Here is a 20,983-nt window from a genome sequence, read left to right as displayed (position 1 = left end):
ACGCGGCCTGCGAGCAATGATCCGGCGTCGCAGCGCAATCGAACCGGCCATCGGGCACATGAAGGCCGACGGCAAGCTCGATCGAAATTGGCTCAAGGGTTCGTTGGGCGATGCGATTCATGCGGTGCTGTGCGGCGCTGGCCACAACCTGCGGATGATCCTGCGCAACCTGCGGCTTTTTTACGCCCTGATTCTCGTCGCTTTGCTCAGCTTCCGAGCCGCTGCGCCGTCGGCGGCGTAGCTTCATCTGCGCGACAAAACGAATTGTTCAGGGCCGACTAGTCAGCGTGCGAAATTTCATAAAGACCCAGCTGGCGAAAAGAAGAAGCGGTTATGAGATTGCCTGTACTTTGACCGCAAAATTATAAATAGTAGAGTTGAAACCTTCATTTGTCCGAGGTTGGGATGCCGATTGCCGATCGTTTCACCATGGATCGCATTGACTGGAATTTGTTTCGAACATATCGAGTTATTATGCAAGAAAGAAGCATCAGTCGAGCGGCAGTTCGATTACATCTTACACAATCTGCAATTAGTGCAGCGCTTCGGCGACTAGAAGAAACGGTTGGTCATACCCTCATCCATCGTCAGGGTGGGCAATTTAGCCCAACACTCGCCGGACAAAGAATATACAGTCTCGCAAGCGACATATACGATCACATGTCAATTCTTGAGTCAAAACTTGACGAACATGAGGGGGAGGCAGTCGCCGGGATGATTCGCATTCTCTGTATCGGACATCTACGATCCGCGAAATATGATGAATTTTTGATGAATTTTCACCGGACGTATCCTCACGCAACGCTGAGTATCGAACTTGCACCCTCGGACAATATTGTTGCTGCGGTGTCACAGCGATCGACGACGTGTGGAATTACGTTCGGCTCGGCACCGACAGGCGTTCTCGATAGCATCCTGCTTTCAAGAGATCCATGCTCATTTTTCTGTGGGAGAAACCATCGCCTGTTCGGCACGCGAAGCATAACGGCCTCTGAGATTAGGAGCGAAAATTTGGCTGCGGTTATTAGCGATCAAGTCGGTCGGAAATTCTGGCTGTTAGAAATGTTCCGCAATCAATTAGATCTCGCAGGTGAAGTAGTTGCGCGATCGGAGAATATTGACGAAGTTAGGCGGTTGGTTATTGCGGGTTATGGAATCGGTTGTCTTCCAGAGCACGTCGTTCGCGACGACGTCGCAGAAGGTCGCCTATGGCGATTGCCGGTGGATGATGGTGAAATTGACGTCGGCGTATATCTAATTTGGAATAGAAAGAAGCGCATGAATTTAGCCGAGAAAGTGTTTATTGATGAATTGAAGTCACATATAAATAGTTAGATTTTTAATTTAATGACTACAGCACCGAATGAATTGTACCTTTGTTTTCGCGCTGCCGAGAATTATCACTTAATCGACAACAGTTATTTTTGCCATCACTCTTCCAAGAGGTACCTCGCGATGAGCAACCTTTCTGGACAAGTGAATTTGTGGCGACGGCCTAAGAGGGCTGACGAAAATCCTCCCATTACGTGTCAGCCGTACCCGTCAACCTCAACGGCTGTGCGATACGGGCGCTGCTTTCATAAGCAGAGGCAATCTGTTATGATTTGCGGGTATCATTATTCAATAAACATATGATGGTATATGCACATTACTGTGTGATGCTGGCGCCATCACTAGATTGCCACACGATTGGCGAGTATTCCGGCTGAGCTCAAAGAGAATGGTCGTTTATGCTTATCGGTTCACCTTATCGTATTTTCCGATAAGGTGGGCCTTGAGCGAACTTCCGTCCAAGCAGATTGATTTGCGGGTGAGTGAGAAGGGATGTCGCGCGATCGTCTTGTTGTTTAGCTTCAGAATTAGGGCGCCGATCTAACGATGCATCTGAGAGGTTGGATTTGAGCATGTTTCGGGCTTATCGATTGCATAGCGGCTGCCTCGGCAATCGACGAAACTACTTATTTTGCAATCAGATCTAGCTCCGCACTCGAAAACAGTCGACGGAATCAGCTTTATTGAAATTACCCAGAATCAATTTGATTACCATGCCCGGTGAAATTGGTATTTTGGTGGCAACGTAAAAATCAATAATTCGCGATGAGCCAGAAAGATATAATTGTGAGCTTCCGTGGTGTGCGTAAAACATATGACGGCGAGACGCTTGTTGTCAAGCATCTCGACCTGGATGTCTACCGCGGTGAATTTCTAACGTTGCTAGGGCCATCGGGCTCGGGAAAGACGACCTGCCTGATGATGCTCGCTGGATTCGAATTTCCTACTGGCGGAGAGATTTGGCTGGATGGCGTGTTGCTCAATAGAATTTCTCCCCAAAAGCGCAACATCGGCATGGTGTTCCAGAGCTATGCCCTGTTTCCGCACATGACGGTTGAGCAGAATTTGGCCTATCCGCTTACTGTACGCCGGGTATCCGTCGCCGATCGTACGCGGCGAGTAAATGACGCATTAAAGATGGTTCGCATGGAGGGTCTCGCCAAGCGCTATCCGTCGCATCTCTCCGGAGGGCAGCAGCAACGTGTCGCGTTAGCGCGCGCGCTAGTGTTCGAGCCAAGGCTCGTGTTAATGGACGAACCACTCGGCGCGCTTGACAAACAATTACGCAAGCAGATGCAGTACGAATTGAAATCTCTCCACGACAAGCTCGGCGCGACATTCGTTTATGTGACACACGACCAAGACGAAGCGCTCACGATGTCTGATCGTGTTGCCGTTTTCGACAGGGGATATATACAGCAGATCGATACTGTGGAACGACTGTATGAACGGCCGGATAATGCATTCGTTGCTGAGTTTATCGGCGATAGCAATCAGTTGTTTGGTACCGTTGTCAGTGTGGAAGATGGATTTTGCGAGCTTCGCCTACAAGACGATATTCATCTGCACGGCGTGAAAGTCGGTGATGTTCGCCTTGGGGAGACCGCTACTGCAAATATTCGTCCAGAACGATTGCACTTGGCTGATCCCAATTGTAAAAGTACGCGAAATACGCTCGTCGGTAAAATTCGGCGACTCGTGTACTTTGGTGATCACGTTCGAGTACATTTCGCGATGGCGGGGCATGAAGATTTGCTTGTGAAAATTCCGTTAGGCGTTGAAGCACAAAAGAATATGATTCCCGGAAAGTACATAACGCTCAAATTTGAAGCAGAGCATTTGAGAGTGTTCGGTTGATTTTCTTCGGCACTACCTGCTTCATCTAAATTCAATAAATGAGGGCCTCATAATGAAATGCTCGAAGAAATACCATTCCATCATGTGTGGGATGGCAAGCGCCATCGTAACAATCTCGGTTGCGACTAACGCCGCTTCTGCAGAATTGACAGTGGTGAACTTCGGTGGCGCGAATGGAGTGGCGCAAGATGCTGCATTCAATCGGCCGTTCGAGGCCAAAACGGGCGTTAGGGTTACCGCCGTTGCATACAATGGCGAACAGGGCAAGATCAAGGCGATGGTCGAAGCGAAGCATGTGAACTGGGACGTCGTCGCGGTCGAATCGGGCGACTTGGGACGCAGCTGCGACGAGGGACTATTCGAGAAGCTCGATTGGTCCAAAATCGTTAAAAAAAGTGATCTGATTCCAGAAGCCCCGCAGGCATGTGGTGTAGGCATCTTCGTGTGGTCAACCGCACTCGCATATAACGCTGACAGACTAAAAACGGCGCCCACAAGTTGGGCCGACTTCTGGGACGTGAAACGTTTTCCGGGAAAGCGCTCTATGCGTAAAGGTGCACGCGGTAATCTCGAGTTTGCGTTGATGGCCGACGGTGTCGCACCCAAGGACGTGTACAAGGTGCTCCTGACCAAGGCGGGCCAGGACAGGGCGTTCAGAAAACTTGACGGGTTGAAGCCGTACATTCAATGGTGGGAGGCCGGTGCGCAGGCGTCGCAGTTTCTTGTGGCGGGAGATGTTGTCATGGCGGCGGCGTTTAGCGGTCGAATTGATGCCGCGCAGCGCGAGGGGAAAAACCTGAAGGTTGTGTGGAACGGCAGCATCTACGATCTGGACTACTGGGCGATTCCGAAGGGCTCGCCGAACAAGGCGCTCGCCGAGCAGTACATCGCGTACACGCTGTCGCAAAAGCCGCAGCAGGAGTACGCGCACCACATCGCGTACGGCCCCGCAAACGTCGCGGCGCTCAAGGCGCTCGATGCGAAGACGCTTGCGAACCTGCCGAACTCGCCGGCAAACGGCAAGAACGCCGTGCTGCAGAACATCGCGTTCTGGACCGACCATGGCGACGAACTCGAGCAGCGCTTCGCCGCGTGGGCGTCGAAGTGACGGCCGCCGTGAGCCGATGACGAACCGGCCGCGCGCGTCACGGCGGCGAGCGCGGCATTCCTCCGAACGGCGTTTCGGCCGGAGACAACCGTTGAATTCGATGACGATTGCTACGCAGTCGGCGCCGCCGACTCACTCGCTCAAGCGTGAACTGAAAGCGGCCGAGGCCAGGAAACGCGCGATGGCGCTGCTGCTCGTCGCGCCGCTCGCGATATTCCTGCTGCTCGTGTTCGTGGTTCCGATCGGCGCGCTGCTCACGCGCGCCGTGCAGAATCCCGAGATCGCGACCGCGCTGCCGCATACGGTCGCCGCGCTCGCGAACTGGGACCGCAAGGCACCGCCCGGCAACGCCGCGTACGTGGCGCTCGCGGCCGATCTCACGCTGGTCGCCGACAGCGAGGCGATGGGCGCGCTCGCGCGGCGCCTGAACACCGAGATTCCGGGCTATCGGTCGCTCGTCGCGAAGACCGCGCGCGCGATGCCGCTGGCGGGCGACGCGAACGCGATGCTCACGCCCGCGCAGACGCACGCGAAGCTGATCGAACTTGACGAGCGCTGGGGCGACTCCGCTTACTGGCAGGCGATCGCGAAGAACGGCGGCCGCTATTCGCCGTTCTATCTGCTCGCGGCACTCGATCACAAGCAAGACGGCTTCGGCCAGGTCGTGCCCGCCGATCCCGATCAATCGATCTATCTCGCGATCTTCGGACGCACGCTCGTGATCGGCTTCGCGGTCACGCTGTTCGCGCTGTTGCTCGGCTATCCGCTCGCGTACTGGATCTCGACGTTGCCCGAGCGGCGCGCGAATCTCGCGATGATCCTCGTGCTGATTCCGTTCTGGACGTCGGTGCTCGTGCGCGTCGCCGCATGGATCGTGCTGCTGCAAAGCGAAGGGCTCGTCAATCGCGCGCTGATCGACGTCGGACTGATCTCGCAACCGCTCTCGCTGCTGTTCAATCGAGTCGGCGTCTACATCTCGATGACGCACATTCTGCTGCCGTTCATGATCCTGCCGCTCTACAGCGTGATGAAGTCGATTCCGCCGAGCTATCAGCGCGCGGCGATTTCGCTCGGCAGCCACCCGTTCGCCGCGTTCTGGCGCGTGTATGTGCCACAAACGTATCCCGGCATCGGCGCGGGCGCGCTGCTCGTGTTCATCCTCGCGATCGGCTACTACATCACGCCCGCGTTGCTCGGCGGTCCGAACGATCAGATGGTCGGCTACTACGTCGCGTACTTCACGAACGTGACGATCAACTGGGGGATGGCGTGCGCGCTCGGCGGCCTGCTGCTCGCCGCGACGCTCGTGCTGTACGCGATCTACGGCCGCTTCACCCGCACGCAATTGAGCCTCGGCTGAGCGAAACCGGACGAACCAGGGAAATGAACATGAAACTGCTTGCGAAGCCGCTTTTTGCACCGCACGTGTCGATGGCCGAGCGTGCGTGGTATTTCGCGCTGCGCGGCCTCGTCGTGCTGACGCTGCTGTATCTGGTCCTGCCCGTGCTCGCGATCGTACCGCTGTCGTTCTCGTCGAGCACGTTCCTCGTCTATCCGATCCCGGGCTTCTCGATGCGCTGGTACGAGAACCTGCTCGCGTCCAACGAGTGGCGGATGGCCGCGAAGAACAGTTTCATCGTCGCGCCGGCCGCGACGCTCGTTGCGACCGTGCTCGGCACGCTCGCCGCGATCGGCCTGACGAAGACGGATTTTCGCGGCAAGGGCCTGCTGATGGCGGTGTTGCTATCGCCGATGATCGTGCCCGTCGTCGTCGTGGGCGTCGGCATGTATCTGTTTTTCGCGCCGCTTGGCCTCGCGAATACGTACACGGGGCTCATCTGCGCGCACGCGGCGCTCGGCGTGCCGTTCGTCGTGACGACCGTCGCGGCGACGCTGCAGGGCTTCAATCAGAACCTCGTGCGCGCGAGCCTGTCGCTCGGCGCGAATCCGGTGACGACGTTCTTCCATGTAACGCTGCCCGTGATCGCACCAGGCGTGATGTCGGGCGCGCTGTTCGCATTCGCGACGTCGTTCGACGAAGTGGTCGTCACGTTGTTCCTCGCGGGCGCCGACCAGACGACACTGCCGCGCCAGATGTTCACCGGCATCCGCGAGAACATCAGTCCGACGATCGCCGCGCTCGCGACGATCCTGATCGTCTTCTCGACCTGTCTGCTGCTCGCTCTGGAATTGTTGCGAAGCAGGAGCGTTGGCCCTGCAAGGGTGTGAGGCGACGTTCAACGTCCGAGGCCATTGGTCGAGGCCAGCATTGTGCCTCGGCATCCTAAGCCGCCGCAGCGACAGACATATTCGCGACGCTCCCGTTCGGAGACAGGATCGGTAACTTCCAGCCCGTAGTCGATGAAGAGCTCCTCGCCGGGGGCGGAGCCTATCCGAAACCTTGTGTGTGGAGATGACCCGCTTTCGTGGACACGATCTATCCTGTTCGTGCCGCAGTCCGGCATTCCCTGGGAGATACGCTGACGGGCACGAACCGTAACGACGTCATCCATCTGTTGCCATTCGTCGAGGCGATCCCGCCCATCCGTGGCAAGTGGGAACGGCCACCGTCGAAGCCGGTCATCGTGCAGGCCGATCGTGGCTACGACCATGACAAATATCGCAAGCCACTGCACGCTGCCGGTGTTGCTACGCAGATCGCCCGTCGCGGCAAGCCACACGGAAGTGGCCTTGGCAAGACACGATGGGTCGTCGAGCGCACCTTCGCATGGCTGCACAACTTCAAGCGTCTGCGCATCGTGTTCGAACGCCTTGCGACCATACACGAGGCATTGATGAAAATGGCAGCCTGCATCATCTGCTGGCGACGGCTTCAAAACGCTTTCTATTAGCGCTTTTAAGCCGCCTTCCGCACCCACCGCGCCGTTCGACCAAACGCCGCCCTTCCGCGCGCGCCGCAAGCGCGACGCAATTCGCAAACTCCGCCGCCGCGGCCGGCGTCGCCCCCGCGTTCCGCTCGACGAGGCCGACCTCCCGCCGGAACGCGTCGTCCCCGAGCAACAGTTCAACGACGCCCTTCGGCATCTGCGGCGCAGCCATGCGCGGCACGCGCGTGCCCCTCACGCCTGACGCCCGACGCCCAGCGCAGGCGAAGCGTCAGCGCCCGCCCTTCGCGCTGTCGTCAATCTCTCTGCGCAGGCGCGCCTCCTGCTCGCGCAGCTCCGGCGTCAACTCCGCGCCGAAATCCTCCATCTCGAACAACGGCCGGATCTCGATGTCCGAATCGCCTTCCATCGGATTCGGGCACCGCCTGACCCACTCGACGGCCTCGTCCATCGACGCAACCTTCCACAGCCAGAACCCGGCGACGAGTTCGCTGGTCTCCGCGAACGGTCCGTCGATCACGGTCCGCGCGCTGCCCGAGAAGCGCACCCGCTTGCCCTTGGCGCTCGGATGCAGACCTTCGCCCGCGAGCATCACGCCCGCCTTCACGAGCGCCTCGTTGAACTTGCCCATCGCTTCGAGCAGTTCCGTGCCGGGCATCTTGCCCGCTTCCGAATCGTTCGTCGCCTTCACGATCACCATCACACGCATCGCCTGCTCCCCTTGAGTCAATTGTTCGAGCCGCACGGCCGCCGAACTCGACCCGGGTTCGTCCGGCCGCCTCGACACAACGACGAACCAGCGGCGTCGAATTCGACATCTTCGCGCAAAAAGATATTCGGCGCATGCGTCGACACCCGCCCGCCGCCGGCTCCCGGCGACGCGGCGCGATCGTTTGTCGCAACGCAGCGCGAACGTGTCCGCCCGCCGCCCCGGCGGCGGCGCGGATGCCATAATCGTGGCTCATTTCGCAGAATCGGGACCCCACCATGCAAAATATCGACAATCCCCAGCACGACCGGGAAGCGGGCTTCGCCGACGCGACGCAGGACACGACGCGCATCGACGACGTCCGCATCGGCGCGGTGCGCCCGCTCATCTCCCCGGCGCTGCTGCAGGACGAGTTGCCCGTGCCGCCCGCCGTCCAGACGCTCGTCGAGAAGCGCCGCCAGGCGATCGGCGATGTGCTGCACGGCCGCGACGACCGCCTCGTGACGGTCGTCGGCCCATGCTCGATCCACGATCACGACCAGGCGCTCGATTACGCGCGCCGGCTCAAGGCCGCCGCCGACGCGCTGCACGACGACCTGCTGATCGTGATGCGCGTGTACTTCGAGAAGCCGCGAACGACGGTCGGCTGGAAGGGCTACATCAACGATCCGCGGCTCGACGGCAGCTTCCGCATCAACGAAGGGCTGCGCGCCGCGCGCCGGCTTCTGCTCGACATCAACGCGCTCGGCCTGCCCGCGGGCACGGAATTCCTCGATCTGCTGAGCCCGCAGTACATCGCGGACCTGATCGCGTGGGGCGCGATCGGCGCGCGCACGACCGAGAGCCAGAGCCACCGTCAGCTCGCATCGGGCCTGAGCTGCCCGATCGGCTTCAAGAACGGCACCGACGGCGGCGTGCAGATCGCGGCCGACGCGATCGTCGCGGCGCGCGCGAGCCACGCGTTCATGGGCATGACGAAGATGGGGATGGCGGCGATCTTCGAGACGCGCGGCAACGACGACGCGCACGTGATCCTGCGCGGCGGCAAGAAGGGCCCGAACTACGACAGCGCGAGCGTCGACGGCGGCTGCGCGGTGCTGCGCGCGGCAGGCCTGCGCGAACAGGTGATGGTCGACTGCTCGCACGCGAATTCGAACAAGTCGCACTTGCGGCAGATCGACGTCGCCGAGGATCTCGCGCGGCAATTGTCGCAAGGCGAGCGGCGCATCACCGGCGTGATGATCGAGAGCAATCTCGAGGCCGGCCGGCAGGATCTGAAGCCGGGCGTGCCGCTGCAATACGGCGTGTCGGTCACCGATGCGTGCCTGAGCTGGGCGCAGACCGAGCCGGTGCTCGACACGCTCGCGCAGGCGGTGCGGCGGCGGCGCGCGGCCTGACGGCGGGCGCTCCGAAACTTCGCAGTTGCCGTCCGTTCGACGCGGGCCGCGGCGCACAATTCGTGCTCGCGAGGATCACCGAAAAACGATAGCCCCCGTCGACGAGGAAGCCATGAGCGCCAGTGCGGATATCGATGCGGCAGTCGCCAAGCAATACAACGGGTTCGGCCGCTTCGGCGAGCTGGCGCAACTGGCCAGACTCTTCGACCGCGCCTTTCTGACGGCGGTCCGCGATGCGTTCCTGTCGACAGCCCACCCGGCCGAATCGCTTCAAATCTCGATGGGCTGGATCGACAAAAAGCCGTATGCGGACATGCAGCCTTACGGCGCCGTCGATTGCTACGCGAACACCATCACCCGCCCGGTCGAATTGGGCGACGCCGCCATTTTCGTGATCGAGGCATTCACCAGGGATCGCCGAATCACGCTTCGTCGCGGCAGAGGCTTGATCGTCCAGGCCAAGGCCGCGCCGGGCGCGCAACGACCGAAGGTTCCCGTCACGTCGCTGTCGCTGTCCAATCCCGACGCGTCGGCCAACAAGGAGCTTGCGCTGCTGTCGGCGTGGCCGAAGTTCGACCTGCATCGCGCGAACGCACGCCGCGAGCCGCTAGGCACGTTCGCCGTGCCCGGCGCCCCGCACACGCCGTCCTATGGCTGGTATGCGGCCGCGCCCAGCCGCAAGAGCACGGGCTGGAACACGAACGGCCTGTGGCCGTCTCGCTGGATGTGCGGGCCCGCGATTCAGAATGCCCCCTGCGACACCACGTTCGGCGAAATGCTCGTCGCGTTGTTCAACGGGAGCACCAGCCAGGGCGTCGAAGTGGGCGCACCGTGCTACCCGACGAGCGGTCGGTATGCCGCGATCCACCGTGCCAATGACGGTTCGCCGGCCGCGACGGATTGGGACCGACTATGCACCACGCTGATCGAATTGCCCAGGAAGAAACTTGAAGTGACGTCCGGCGCACACGGCGCGTTTGCGTCGATTCCGTACGTTCCCGGTCTGGCGAGCGCGATGTCGAACAGCGCGATCGGACATTCGGTCGCTTGCGCCGTTTGGAAACAACGGTATCCGGTCGTCGTCATCCATCGCACGCGGCCCGACTGAAGCCCGGTTCGGCATCCGGAAATCTCGTGCATCGGCAGGGTCCGACCGCCCGGGCCATTGACGGACATCCGCCTACACGGACGACACGACCGTCAACGCGAACCCGTCCCAGCCTTTCGAGCCGACCGTCTGCAGCGCGGTCGTCGTCAGGCGCGGATCGGCGGCGATCAGGCGGAAGTATTCGCGCACGCCGATCGCGTCCGGATCGTCGTTCCGCCGATCCGCGACACGCCCCTGCCGCACGACGTTGTCGGCGACGATGACGGTCCCCGCGCGGGCCAATTCGACTGTCAGCGGCAGGTAGTCCGGATAGCTTTCCTTGTCGGCGTCGAGAAAGATCAGGTCGAACGGCTCGGTCCGCTCGGCGATCAGCCGCTCGAGGCTGTCTTTCGCACGGCCGACGACGACCGACACGACGTCCGCCAATCCCGCGCGCGCGATGTTCTTCCGCGCGAGCGCCGCATGGTCCGGATTCGCTTCGAGCGTCAGCAGTACGCCGCCCGGCGGCAGCGCCCGCGCAAGCCAGATCGTGCTGTAGCCGCCGAGCGTGCCGAGTTCGAGAATCCGGCGCGCGCCGCGGATCGTCGCGAGCAGGTTCAGGAACTTGCCCTGATTCGCGGTGACGTTGATGGCCGGCAGGCCGGCCGCCTTGCTCGAGGCCAATGCCGCATCCAGCGCCGGATCGGACGGCGCGAGCTGGCGGCAGAAGAAATCGTCCACCGCGTTCCATTGTCGTTCGCTCATCGCGCACCTTTCGCTGTCGGGAGAGAAGGCCATTCTATGCTCGGCGGCGCGCTGTCGCCTGACGATCACCGGCCGGATTTGCCTGACCGGTCGCCAGGAGGCAATCGAAGTCGGAACGCGCGGCGAGCATCGCCGCACGGCTGCGCCGCCGGTCAAGGTGGTCAAGCTGGTCAAGCCGCTCGTATTGCTCGTATTGCTCGTATTGCTCGTATTGCTCGTATTGCTCGTATTGCTCGTGTTGCTCGTGTTGCTCGTATTGCTCGTGTCGCTCGTGTCGCTCGTGTCGCTCGGGCCGGTCGAGCGGCCCAAGCGACCCGAAGCCCCGGTGCCTCGAAGAAAACCGCTCGAAGCCGCCGCGCCCGAGCGCCCCGAAGCGGCCCGTCGCATCAGCCGAGCCCGACGTCGGCCACGCGATTCCGGCCGCCCGCCTTCGCCTGATAGAGCGCCTGATCGGCCGCCTCGACGACGGCCGCGACGTGCGGTGCGGGCCTGCTGTCCGGCTGCCACACCGCGACGCCGACGCTGACCGTCACGAATCCGACTTCCGACCCTTCGTGCTCGATGCCGAGCATCCGCACGCCCGTCCGCACGCGCTCGGCGACGACGAGCGCGCCGCCGCGCGGCGTGTCCGGCAGCACGACGACGAACTCCTCGCCGCCGTATCGCGCGACGACGTCGCCGAGCCGCGCCGCCTGCTGCGCGATGCAGCGCGACACAGTCGCGAGCACGTCGTCGCCCACCTGATGCCCGTATGTGTCGTTGTAGCGCTTGAAGTGATCGATGTCGACGAACAGGATCGCGAACGGCCGCGCGCCGCACACCGCGCGCCGCCATTCGCGCTCGAGCGTCTCGTCGAGTGCGCGCCGGTTGTGCAGTCCCGTGAGGCTGTCGGTGCCCGCGAGCCGCGCGAGCGCCGCTTCGGCCGTCGACTTGCGCCACAGCGAATGCGCGAGATACGCGCTCATCACGACGAAGATCAGCGCGAACACGCCCGTCAGCACGCCGAAGCGCCACGCGCGGACCCGCCACGCCGCGTAGATGTCTTCATCGGCGATCGCGACCTGCACGATCAGCGGAATCTCGTCGAGCCGGCGATACAGGTAGAAGCGCTTCACGTGATCGATCGGCGTGACGTCGAAAAACTCGCCCGAGCGCCCGAATTGCATGCGCATGTACGGGCTCGTCCCGCTCAGGTCGAGGCCGATGGTCTTCTCGTCGAACGGAATCCGCGTCACGATGCGTCCGTCCGCGTGAATCAGCGCGAGCGCGCCGTGCGGGCCGACGCCCGCCGCCGCCAGCAGTTGCTGGAAATACGACAGGCGCACCGCGAGCACGACGACGCCCGCGAACGAGCCGTCCGCGCGCTCGATGCGGCGCGACAGCGCGACGCTCGGCTCGCCGCCTCGCGCCGGCATCCGATACGGACCGCTCAGGAATGTTCCGAGCTTCGGATCGTCGCGTTGCGCGGAGAAGAAGTCATACGACGCGAAACGCCCCGGCGGCGGCGGACCGTCCACCGACGCGAGCTGCACGCGCCCGCGCGCGTCGAGCACGTAGATCGCGCCGGCCACGTTGGCGGCCACCGCGGCATCGAACAGGATCTCGCGGCGCAGGTCGGCGGACAACTTGGCGATCCGCCGGTCGCCGAGTTGCGCGGCGATGCGGCGCAGCGTCAGGTCGTACAGGAGAAAGCCTCGCGTGACATCGTGCTCGATCATCCGCAGCGTGTTGCGCGCGGCGTCCTGCGCGTGCTCGAACGCGTCGTCGCGGCTGTCGCGCAGGATCGCCGCGCAAATGGACATCATGACGATCGCGATCGCCACCGCGCCGGCGATCACCATGTAGCCGAGCGGCATCCGGTGCGACAGCCCTCGCCGTCCGCGCAAGCCGGCATGTATCGATTTCATGCTTGTCTAGATGAGCGCGACGCGCTTCGTCACGGAAAAGATCGCCGGGCATTATCCCTGATGCGAGCCGCGCGACGCGCATCGGAAACGACGCGCGGTTGCGCGCCGCCGTGCCGAACCGGATCGGAATATTCCGACCGCGAAGAGTCTCGACATGCCGAATCGGCGACGCGAGCCAATCGATCGGAAAGCGTTTCGAATCGACGCCGCGAAATGCGGCGAGCGGCCATTTTATCGAACGTTCGGCGCCGTGTTGACCCTGCGCACGGCGATTCGACACACGTCGCGGGAAAACGCTCAAGAACGCCGAATCGACGCCGATAACAACGCGCGTGCGCGCGATCGCTCAGCCGTTTCCGTCTCGCTTGCGCAATCGAACGAACCGCCATCGTCGCCGTTCGACGATGCAATCGCACTTGCGCACGCGAACCCCGCCGTCATACTTTTTCGTCATGCGTGATTGCATGTCGCACGCAGCGCGCTCGAAAGCCTCGATCGTTTCAGGAAATGAAACACCGAATCAACATCCATTTGGAATTGCAAACGCCGTAGCAGGACTTCCAATCCAATCGCTCTTCATTTTCGCCATGGCAACCGCTAAATCGTCATCGTCCATTCCCACCGAATTCCTCTACATCGGCGCGGCCGGCGAGCACTACATCATGTCCGAGTGCTTCCGCCACAACATGGAGGCGTTCAAGCTGCCGATCGACAAGGGCTTCGATCTCGTCGTCACGCGCGCGTACCGGCATCTGTCGCGGCTCGACGATGCGCCGAAGCCGGTCGATCGCAGCGCGCCGGAAACGCCCGTTTATGTGCAGGTCAAGAGCCGCCAGGCCACGCCGATCGCGCCGCCGAAGGACAAGGGAGACCGGCCGAGCTGGGAAGGCTATTTCTCGATCAAGCCGTCCGATCTCGCGCTCATCTGCGCGACGCCCAATTCGGCGCTCGCGTGCGTGCTGTTCGTCGACACGCACGGCGAACTGATGCGCAGCCGGACCGCCTATGCGTGGTGGATGTCGAGCGCGTATGTGAATCTGATGCGCGACAGCGGACATTTCATCGAGATGCCGGGCAAGGACACGCTCGAGCTATGGGTGCGCTACGTCGAGCCGGCGCCGGACAGCGGCTACAAGCAGAACACGTACATTTCGTTCTTCAAGCAATGCCAGATCAAAGGCTCGGAGCCGGGCAAGAAATCGAGCGGCTTTTTGCTGGCCGAAGAGCGGTTCGACTTCGGCCAGCTCGGCGCGGAATGAGCGGGCGGGCGACGGACGCTGTTCACCGTCAACGTCAACGTCACCCGCCGTGTGCCGGGTGCCGGGTGCCGGGTGCCGGGTGACGGGTGCCGGGTGACGGGTGACGGGTGACGGGTGACGGGTGACGGGTGACGGGTGACGGGTGACGGGTGACGGGTGACGGGTGACGCGATGCGTTCCATTTGCGGCGGAGCAAGCGCGCTGTGGATGTTGGATGGCGCGGACGTCCGCATCGCAGCGAGCCGCCGCGTCGCGCGCGACATTATCCGGGGAATGCGCGGCCGACTGGCAATCACATCGAAGCGCGCGCGTAATCGATGACGATGGAGCGAATCACCGGCTCGGTTGAGGCAGTCGCGGCAGTCGAGGCGCTTGGGGCGATCGAATCGGCCGATGTGGCCGATGTGGCCGATGTGGTCGATGTGGTCGAATCGGCCGACGTGATTGGAGTAATCAAAGCGACCGACGCGATCCAACCGCTCGGAACGACCGAATTGGCAAAAGTGATCGAGCACGCCAAGGCGATCGACAAGCGCACCAACTGAGCGCCGACTGCACGCATGCCGCGTCAGGACTTGCGCCCGCCCCCACCGCGCGTTTTCTTCGCAACGCCCCGCTCCCCGCGCCGTCGCCCGCCCGCCGCGCCGAGGCGCCGCCGCGCAACGGCCCGCACCGCTTCGATCAGCGAGCGCGCAACGGGAGACGGCTGCGCATCAGTGCGCAGGATCAAGCCGACCGGTTCGTCCGCGCCCTCGACAGGCAGTGCAAGCCGCACGAGCGTGCCGGCCGCGAGATCGTATTCGGCCGCATAGCGCGGCACGAACCAGATCGCGTCGTTCTCGAGCGCGAGCGCGCGCGCGACCGACACCGACAGCACCTCGACGAACGAATCGAGCGGCGGCGCGCCGCACGCGCTCAGCAGCTGCTCGGCCGCCTGGCGGATCAGCGTGCCGTACGGCGGCAGCACGACCGGATAGCGCGCGAGCTGCGCGGCGGGCGCGGCGCTCGCCGCGAGCGGGTGGCCCGCGCGCACGACGGCGACGAGCGGCTCGTTGTACAAGTGCTCGAACGACAGCCCGACCATCCGCTCCGGGTCGGACAACCGCCCGATCGCGCATTCGATCTCACCGGACTTCAGCCGCTCGATCAGTTCGGCGTTCGCGACGGTCGTGACCCGCACGACCACGCGCGGCCATTCGTTCGCGAGCGCCTTCAGCACGGCGGGCGCGAGCGACGCGGCGACGGTCGGCAGCATGCCGATTTCGAGCGTCGCGGCCGCGCCGCCGCTCTCGCGCGCGAGGAGCCCGACGCCCTGCCGCAGCGCGAGCACGCACGCGCTCGCATGCGGAATGAACAACTGCCCCTCGCGCGTCGGCCGCGCGCCGTGCCGGCCGCGCTCGAACAGCTTCACGCCGAGGATCGCCTCGAACTCGGCGATCGTCTTCGACACGGCCGGCTGCGTGATCGACAGGCTTTGCGCGGCCTTCTGCACGCTGCCGAACTGCGCGACGGCGAGAAAGCACTGCAGGTGCCGGAATTTGACCCGGGCGTCGGCGATCCGATTTTGCATAACGTCTGGTTATACGATTAGCGATAAAACATCATTTTGCATAACTTTCCGGATTAGCTAAAGTCCTTCCATCCCGCTTTGACAACCATCAATCTGGAGACGACTCGATGGATTCCTCGACGCTCGCGCCGCGCGACTGGCCGTCGCATCCCGCGTACATTCATCCGCCGTACCGTTCGTCGGTGAAGCGCGGCCCGACCCAGCCGCTGATTCCGCTGAAGGACAAGCTGCGCAACCAGCACGCGCCCGTCTACGGCGCCGACGACCTCGGTCCGCTCGACCATGACCTGACGAAGAACGCGGCGAGGAACGGCGAGCCGCTCGGCGAGCGGATCATCGTCACGGGCCGCGTGCTCGACGAAGGCGGCAAGCCGGTGCGCAACACGCTCGTCGAAGTCTGGCAGGCGAACGCCGCGGGCCGATACGTGCACAAGGTCGACCAGCATGACGCGCCGCTCGACCCGAACTTCCTCGGCGCGGGCCGGTGCCTCACCGACGGGAACGGCCGCTATCGCTTCCTGACGATCAAGCCGGGCGCGTATCCGTGGGGCAACCACCCGAACGCATGGCGGCCGAACCACATCCACTTCTCGCTGTTCGGCGACTACTTCGGTTCGCGGCTCGTCACGCAGATGTATTTTCCGGGCGATCCGCTGTTCGCGCTCGACCCGATCTTCCAGGGCACGCCCGAGGACGCGCGCGATCGCCTGATCTCGCGTTTCTCGATCGACACGACCGAAGAAGGCTTTGCGCTCGGCTACGAATTCGACATCGTGCTGCGCGGCCGCGACGCCACCCCGATGGAGCGCTGAGCATGACGACGCTGAAACAGACCCCTTCGCAGACCGTGGGCCCGTACTTCGCGTACGGCCTCTGCCCGCAGCAGTACAACTACGACCTGAAGAGTCTCTTCACGCCCATGATCGCGACGCCCGAAGCGGCGGGCGAGCACATCGTCCTCGTCGGCCGCGTGATCGACGGCGACGGCAACGCCGTCGGCGACGCGCTGCTCGAATTCACGCAAGTCGATGGCGCAGGCCGCTATCCGGCGTCGCGCGAAGAAGCCGACGCAAGCGGTTTTTGCGGCTTCGCGCGCGTCGGCACGGGCACGGATGCGCAGAACCGCTTCGTCGTCCATACGGTGAAGCCGGGGCGCACGTCGGAGACGGACGCGCCGCACGTCGACGTGACGGTGATGATGCGCGGCATTCTCACGCATGCGTTCACGCGGATCTACTTCGACGACGAAGCGGCCGCGAACGAAACCGATGCGGTGCTGAAAAGCGTGCCGGCCGCGCGTCGCACGACGCTGATCGCGAAGCGCGATGCGCAGGCGAGCGGCGCGACGATCTATCGCATCGACATCCGCATGCAGGGCGAGCAGGAGACGGTGTTCTTCGACGTCTGAACGCAAACCGCCGCGGACCGCTCTCGCGCGGCCCGCGGCGCGCGTCGCGGCCCGGACTCGCTACGATCGTCCGGCGTGCGCGAATCGCCCGGGCGGCGCTCGCCGCCGGCTTCTTTTCCCTTTTCCTCTTTTCGACGAAGGCAGTCGCGCTGCGCCATCGCTCGCCGCGCTCGCTTCGTTCGCGCCGCCTGCTTTTTCCTGTCCGCGAAGGCCGCGACATGACGCGGGATCGAGACAGTCACGGTTGACTCGACGCGAAACGCAACGCGATTCGCCGCGCAGCGACGGCATGGTCCTCGCCCGGTCGACCGACGTTCGACGGCCTCGCCTCACACCTCCCCGCACCTTCATCTTTTCTCATCCTGTCCATCGATACGGCGATCGAAATCGTTTTTTGCATCTGAAATAAAAACGAACCGGATTGACGGATTTGAAATGACGCATCTTCCTTATCCCTGTAAAAGGAATTTACATATTCCAAAAAACACATGCCGTCATCAACTTGACATACTTACATCACGACCTAGACTCCTTAATAAATTTACGCCGCCTTTAAAAAGTCCCCCATCAACCTCAAATCGCAAAAAAAATGCTCCACTCTTACAAACGCCCGACAAATTCGAATCGCGTATCGCTATTCAAGAATCAGATACGGAATAAAAAATGCCTTCGGATAATCGAGTCATTCAGCCCGTTGAGCGCGCTGATCATCGAATCTCTCCGCAGCGGCCAAGACGATGTGGAAATCCGCTATGACGGCTTCTGGTCGAGCTCGCTCACCGATTCGACATTGCGAGGCAAGCCGGACATCGAATTGCTCGACATTCGCAGCCGCCTTTCGAACATTTCCGAAATCTTCGAAAACACCAATCTTCCGTTGATCATGGATGGAGATACCGGCGGGCAGCCCGAGCATCTCGCGATCAACGTTCCATTGATCGAGGCGGCCGGCGTATCGGCCGTGATCATCGAAGACAAGATCGGGCTGAAGCGGAATTCGCTGTTGGGCAACGACGTGTTTCAGGAACAAGCGTCTCCTGACGATTTCTGCGAGAAAATCGAGATCGCCAGGCGCGCCAAGCTCAACGACGACTTCATGGTGATCGCGCGCATCGAAAGCCTGATACTCGACAAGGGCATCGACGACGCGCTCCTGCGCGCCTGCCGATACACCGAGGCGGGCGTGGACGGCGTCATGATCCATAGCCGCCGCACCTCGCCCGCCGAGGTATTCGAGTTCGCGCGCCGTTACCGGCGCGCGTTCCCGTCGACGCCGCTCGTCTGCGTGCCGACGAGTTACAACGACGTGCATTTCAGCGAGCTGGCGGGCGTCGGGTTCAACGTCGTCATCTACGCGAATCACCTGTTACGCGCCGCGTATCCCGCGATGCGGCGGGCCGCGCAAGGCATCCTCGAGAACGGCAGATCGCTGGAAATCGAATCCATGCTGTTGCCGATCCGGGATGTCCTGTCACTCATCCCAGGGCCGAGCCCCGGTTGATTCACAGCATCGCGCAGACCGCCTTCAGCGCATTGGCCGCGTAAAGGCGCAATCGAGGCGGAATCTGATGCGATTGAATGTCGGGGCCGAGAATGCCGACGCCGACGGGTTTCATGAATTCCAGCTGCAAATCGACGAGAGAACGGATCACGGCCTGCGCCATCACGAGCCCATGCTGAGTTTCGCCCTTTTCGATGATGCCGAGAACGACGACCGCATCGACGTTCTCTTCCATCAGCGCACGCTTGGTGGCAAGCGGCTTTTCCATGGAACCCGGCACGCCTTTCTCGTAGACGATCTCGGCCCCCGCCGCGAGCGCCTCGGCTAGCACCGCGTCGCGCATTTGCGCCGCTTCGCTTTCGTGATACGTGCCGTAAATGACTGCGATTCTCTTCATGTTGCCCTCGTTATAAAGGAGCCCGTCTTCGACATCGACGGTCATTCGCCGGCACTGGCCGCGACGCTCGATTGATTCATTCTCGCATAACTCTTTTTAAAGGATGATCGAATGAAATTCGATACGCACGTTCATCTTCTTCCCAGCAAAAGCGCGTCGCCGGATTGGGACGAGATCCGCTTCACGCTCGACGCCGCGCACCGCGACGGACTCGACGCGGTATGCATCTGCGAACACCTGGACGCGACGCATTACCACGCGTTGCTCGCCGATCTGTTCGACCGCAACGTGCTCGCCGGCGCGCCGCTTTCCGCCGGCGTGCTTCGCCTGCCCGGCGGTCTCACGGTCAGCGCCGGCGCCGAGGTGTCGCTGCGCGGCGGCGGCGACGCGGGCGTTCACGCGGCGCCGTCGACGCTGCGCGCACTCGATCCTCAAAAAGGGGCCTACGCCCTGCCTGCGCTGCTCGACGCACTCGACGCCACGGGCGAGCCTTACGCGATCGTCGCGCACCATGTCTACTTCCATCACAAGTGGATCGACGAGTTGCCGTCCGTCGGCGGCCGCCTCGATGCGATCGAGCTGCCCGCCAAGGATCTCGGCGCATCGGATCGATACCGCAGCCTCGCGTCGCGGCTCGAATTGCCGCTCGTGGGCGGCGGAGACGGACATACGTGGCTGCAGATCGGCGCGTGCTACACGTTCGTTCCGGACGACGCATGGTCGAGCGACGCCGACTTCTCCGTGCCGCGCTTCAAGGACACGCTGAAGGCTCGTCATGCCGAGCCCGTTCCCATTCCGGGCGCGGACCGGTTCATCAGGATGTCCCGCCTCTATCGCGATCGAATCAACCGCGCGACGCCGCAATGACGGCGCGCGCAGGACCGCCCCATTTCGGAGGACCGAACACATGACGAAGCGAAAAACCATCCTGACCTGCGCCGTGACGGGCAGCCAGACCCGCCAGGACCAAAATCCCAATTTGCCGATCACGCCTCGGCAAATCGCGGAATCGTCGCTCGAAGCGGCCGACGCCGGCGCGGCGGTCGTCCATCTGCATGTGCGCGACCCGCACACGGGCAAGGCGTCGATGGACATCGGGCATTACCGCGAGGTCGTCGAGCGCATTCGCGAGCGGAACCCGGCGCTGATCCTCAACATCACGACCGGGCCGGGCGGACGTTTTCAGCCGGGAGAGCCCGACCCGCTCGTCCCCGGCCCCCGCACGAACCTTCTGCCGCCGCAACGGCGCGTCGCGCATCTCGGCGCGCTGCGCCCCGACATCGCGACTGTCGATCTGGACACGATGTTCTTCGGCGGCGACGTCGTCATCAATACGCCGGCGAGCATCCGGACCATCGCGCGCGCGATCTACGAGACGGGCGCGATTCCCGAGCTGGAGCTCTTCGACAGCGGCAACCTGCATCTCGCGCGCGATCTGTTCGACGACGGCACGTTCAGGCATCCGGCGATCGCGAGCCTCATCGTCGGCATCAAATACGGCATGCCGGCGACGCCGGAAGCGCTCGTCTTCGCGAAGTCGCTGCTGCCGCCCGGCGTCGAATGGACCGGGTTCTCGATCGGCCGGCACGCGTTTGCGATGCTCGCGCAATCGTTCATCCTCGGCGGACACGTCCGGATCGGCATGGAGGACACGATCTACATCGACAAGGGCAAGCTCGCGTCCGGCAACGGCGAATTGGTCGACAGGGCGAAGTGGATCGTCGAGCGCCTCGGCGGCGAGCTCGCGTCCGCCGAAGAGGCGCGCGTGCAGCTGGGGCTCGAGACGCAGCCCGCCTGAACGATCCGACCCGGCCGCGTTGCGCCGCCCGGCCGGCTCGCC

At 62.7% G+C, this 20,983-nt stretch carries 20 protein-coding genes and 2 pseudogenes; 17 read left to right on the top strand and 5 right to left on the bottom strand.

Going from position 1 to position 20,983, the window contains the following annotated elements; genetic code table 11:
• The 7 genes and pseudogenes from WS62_RS16060 to WS62_RS33880 all read left to right on the top strand — a co-directional run.
• A pseudogene (locus WS62_RS16060) lies at positions 1–241 on the top strand (IS5/IS1182 family transposase); the annotation flags it as partial.
• A 164-nt stretch (positions 242–405) separates the two neighbouring features.
• Positions 406–1,335: a LysR family transcriptional regulator gene (locus tag WS62_RS33885; protein WP_231748312.1), complete on the top strand. Its 930-nt coding sequence runs from the start codon at positions 406–408 to the stop codon at positions 1,333–1,335.
• 762 nt (positions 1,336–2,097) lie between these two features.
• Positions 2,098–3,189, top strand: a complete 1,092-nt coding sequence (locus WS62_RS16055; protein WP_066572467.1) for an ABC transporter ATP-binding protein — start codon at positions 2,098–2,100, stop codon at positions 3,187–3,189.
• Between the two features lie 82 nt (positions 3,190–3,271).
• On the top strand, positions 3,272–4,297 hold the full coding sequence (locus tag WS62_RS16050; RefSeq protein ID WP_066572494.1) for an ABC transporter substrate-binding protein: 1,026 nt from the start codon (positions 3,272–3,274) through the stop codon (positions 4,295–4,297).
• Positions 4,298–4,397: 100 nt separating this feature from the next.
• Entirely contained in the window at positions 4,398–5,657 is a 1,260-nt protein-coding gene (locus WS62_RS16045) for an ABC transporter permease (protein WP_066572491.1), read from the top strand.
• Positions 5,658–5,686: 29 nt separating this feature from the next.
• A complete protein-coding gene (locus tag WS62_RS16040; RefSeq protein ID WP_066572489.1) occupies positions 5,687–6,526 on the top strand; it encodes an ABC transporter permease in 840 nt (279 codons plus the stop codon).
• A 239-nt stretch (positions 6,527–6,765) separates the two neighbouring features.
• Positions 6,766–7,149 (top strand): annotated as a pseudogene (locus WS62_RS33880) (transposase); the annotation flags it as partial.
• 265 nt (positions 7,150–7,414) lie between these two features.
• On the opposite strand, the gene WS62_RS16025 reads toward WS62_RS33880, so the two are convergent.
• Complete coding sequence (locus tag WS62_RS16025) at positions 7,415–7,852, bottom strand: YciI family protein (protein ID WP_066572460.1); 438 nt, start codon at positions 7,850–7,852, stop codon at positions 7,415–7,417.
• A 278-nt stretch (positions 7,853–8,130) separates the two neighbouring features.
• Here WS62_RS16025 and WS62_RS16020 point away from each other — a divergent pair, with 278 nt between their 5' ends.
• Both WS62_RS16020 and WS62_RS16015 read left to right on the top strand, forming a co-directional pair.
• Positions 8,131–9,249: a 3-deoxy-7-phosphoheptulonate synthase gene (locus WS62_RS16020; RefSeq protein ID WP_066572458.1), complete on the top strand. Its 1,119-nt coding sequence runs from the start codon at positions 8,131–8,133 to the stop codon at positions 9,247–9,249.
• A gap of 25 nt (positions 9,250–9,274) precedes the next feature.
• Positions 9,275–10,357, top strand: coding sequence for a hypothetical protein (locus WS62_RS16015; RefSeq protein WP_197422850.1), 1,083 nt, complete (start codon positions 9,275–9,277; stop codon positions 10,355–10,357).
• Positions 10,358–10,429: 72 nt separating this feature from the next.
• Here the strand turns inward: WS62_RS16015 and WS62_RS16010 are convergent, their stop codons facing one another.
• Both WS62_RS16010 and WS62_RS16005 read right to left on the bottom strand, forming a co-directional pair.
• Positions 10,430–11,101 (bottom strand): O-methyltransferase, encoded by a 672-nt coding sequence (locus WS62_RS16010; protein ID WP_059472101.1) that lies wholly within the window; start codon positions 11,099–11,101, stop codon positions 10,430–10,432.
• A gap of 386 nt (positions 11,102–11,487) precedes the next feature.
• A complete protein-coding gene (locus WS62_RS16005) occupies positions 11,488–12,957 on the bottom strand; it encodes a GGDEF domain-containing protein (protein WP_066572455.1) in 1,470 nt (489 codons plus the stop codon).
• Between the two features lie 3 nt (positions 12,958–12,960).
• Between WS62_RS16005 and WS62_RS38815 the strand changes: the two genes are divergently transcribed.
• The 3 genes from WS62_RS38815 (at position 12,961) to WS62_RS15990 (ending at position 14,812) form a co-directional block, all read left to right on the top strand.
• Positions 12,961–13,332: a hydrolase gene (locus tag WS62_RS38815; RefSeq protein ID WP_082721003.1), complete on the top strand. Its 372-nt coding sequence runs from the start codon at positions 12,961–12,963 to the stop codon at positions 13,330–13,332.
• A 263-nt stretch (positions 13,333–13,595) separates the two neighbouring features.
• Positions 13,596–14,267: a hypothetical protein gene (locus WS62_RS15995; RefSeq protein WP_066572449.1), complete on the top strand. Its 672-nt coding sequence runs from the start codon at positions 13,596–13,598 to the stop codon at positions 14,265–14,267.
• 323 nt (positions 14,268–14,590) lie between these two features.
• Positions 14,591–14,812: a hypothetical protein gene (locus tag WS62_RS15990; protein ID WP_231748311.1), complete on the top strand. Its 222-nt coding sequence runs from the start codon at positions 14,591–14,593 to the stop codon at positions 14,810–14,812.
• 23 nt (positions 14,813–14,835) lie between these two features.
• Here WS62_RS15990 and pcaQ read toward each other — a convergent pair whose 3' ends face one another.
• On the bottom strand, positions 14,836–15,837 hold the full coding sequence (pcaQ, locus tag WS62_RS15985) for a pca operon transcription factor PcaQ (RefSeq protein WP_066572441.1): 1,002 nt from the start codon (positions 15,835–15,837) through the stop codon (positions 14,836–14,838).
• Between the two features lie 107 nt (positions 15,838–15,944).
• Between pcaQ and pcaH the strand changes: the two genes are divergently transcribed.
• From pcaH to aepX, 3 genes are all read left to right on the top strand, one after another.
• The gene (gene pcaH / locus WS62_RS15980; RefSeq protein WP_066572440.1) at positions 15,945–16,649 is read left to right on the top strand and encodes a protocatechuate 3,4-dioxygenase subunit beta; all 705 of its coding nucleotides are present in this window, start codon (positions 15,945–15,947) and stop codon (positions 16,647–16,649) included.
• A 2-nt stretch (positions 16,650–16,651) separates the two neighbouring features.
• Entirely contained in the window at positions 16,652–17,245 is a 594-nt protein-coding gene (gene pcaG, locus WS62_RS15975) for a protocatechuate 3,4-dioxygenase subunit alpha (RefSeq protein ID WP_066572437.1), read from the top strand.
• 589 nt (positions 17,246–17,834) lie between these two features.
• Entirely contained in the window at positions 17,835–18,746 is a 912-nt protein-coding gene (gene aepX / locus WS62_RS15970; RefSeq protein WP_066572435.1) for a phosphoenolpyruvate mutase, read from the top strand.
• 1 nt (position 18,747) lies between these two features.
• On the opposite strand, the gene WS62_RS15965 is transcribed toward aepX, so the two are convergent.
• Positions 18,748–19,143 (bottom strand): 6,7-dimethyl-8-ribityllumazine synthase, encoded by a 396-nt coding sequence (locus WS62_RS15965; protein ID WP_066572487.1) that lies wholly within the window; start codon positions 19,141–19,143, stop codon positions 18,748–18,750.
• 111 nt (positions 19,144–19,254) lie between these two features.
• Here WS62_RS15965 and WS62_RS15960 point away from each other — a divergent pair, with 111 nt between their 5' ends.
• Entirely contained in the window at positions 19,255–20,010 is a 756-nt protein-coding gene (locus tag WS62_RS15960; RefSeq protein ID WP_066572434.1) for a PHP-associated domain-containing protein, read from the top strand.
• Positions 20,011–20,050: 40 nt separating this feature from the next.
• Positions 20,051–20,941 (top strand): 3-keto-5-aminohexanoate cleavage protein, encoded by an 891-nt coding sequence (locus WS62_RS15955; protein ID WP_066572431.1) that lies wholly within the window; start codon positions 20,051–20,053, stop codon positions 20,939–20,941.
• The last annotated feature ends 42 nt before the right edge of the window (positions 20,942–20,983 follow it).

The organism is Burkholderia sp. ABCPW 14 (genome assembly GCF_001523835.1).
GTDB classification, from domain to species: domain Bacteria; phylum Pseudomonadota; class Gammaproteobacteria; order Burkholderiales; family Burkholderiaceae; genus Burkholderia; species Burkholderia mayonis.
Note: the sequence above shows the minus strand (reverse complement) of the source record. Positions and strands in the feature narration are given on the sequence as shown.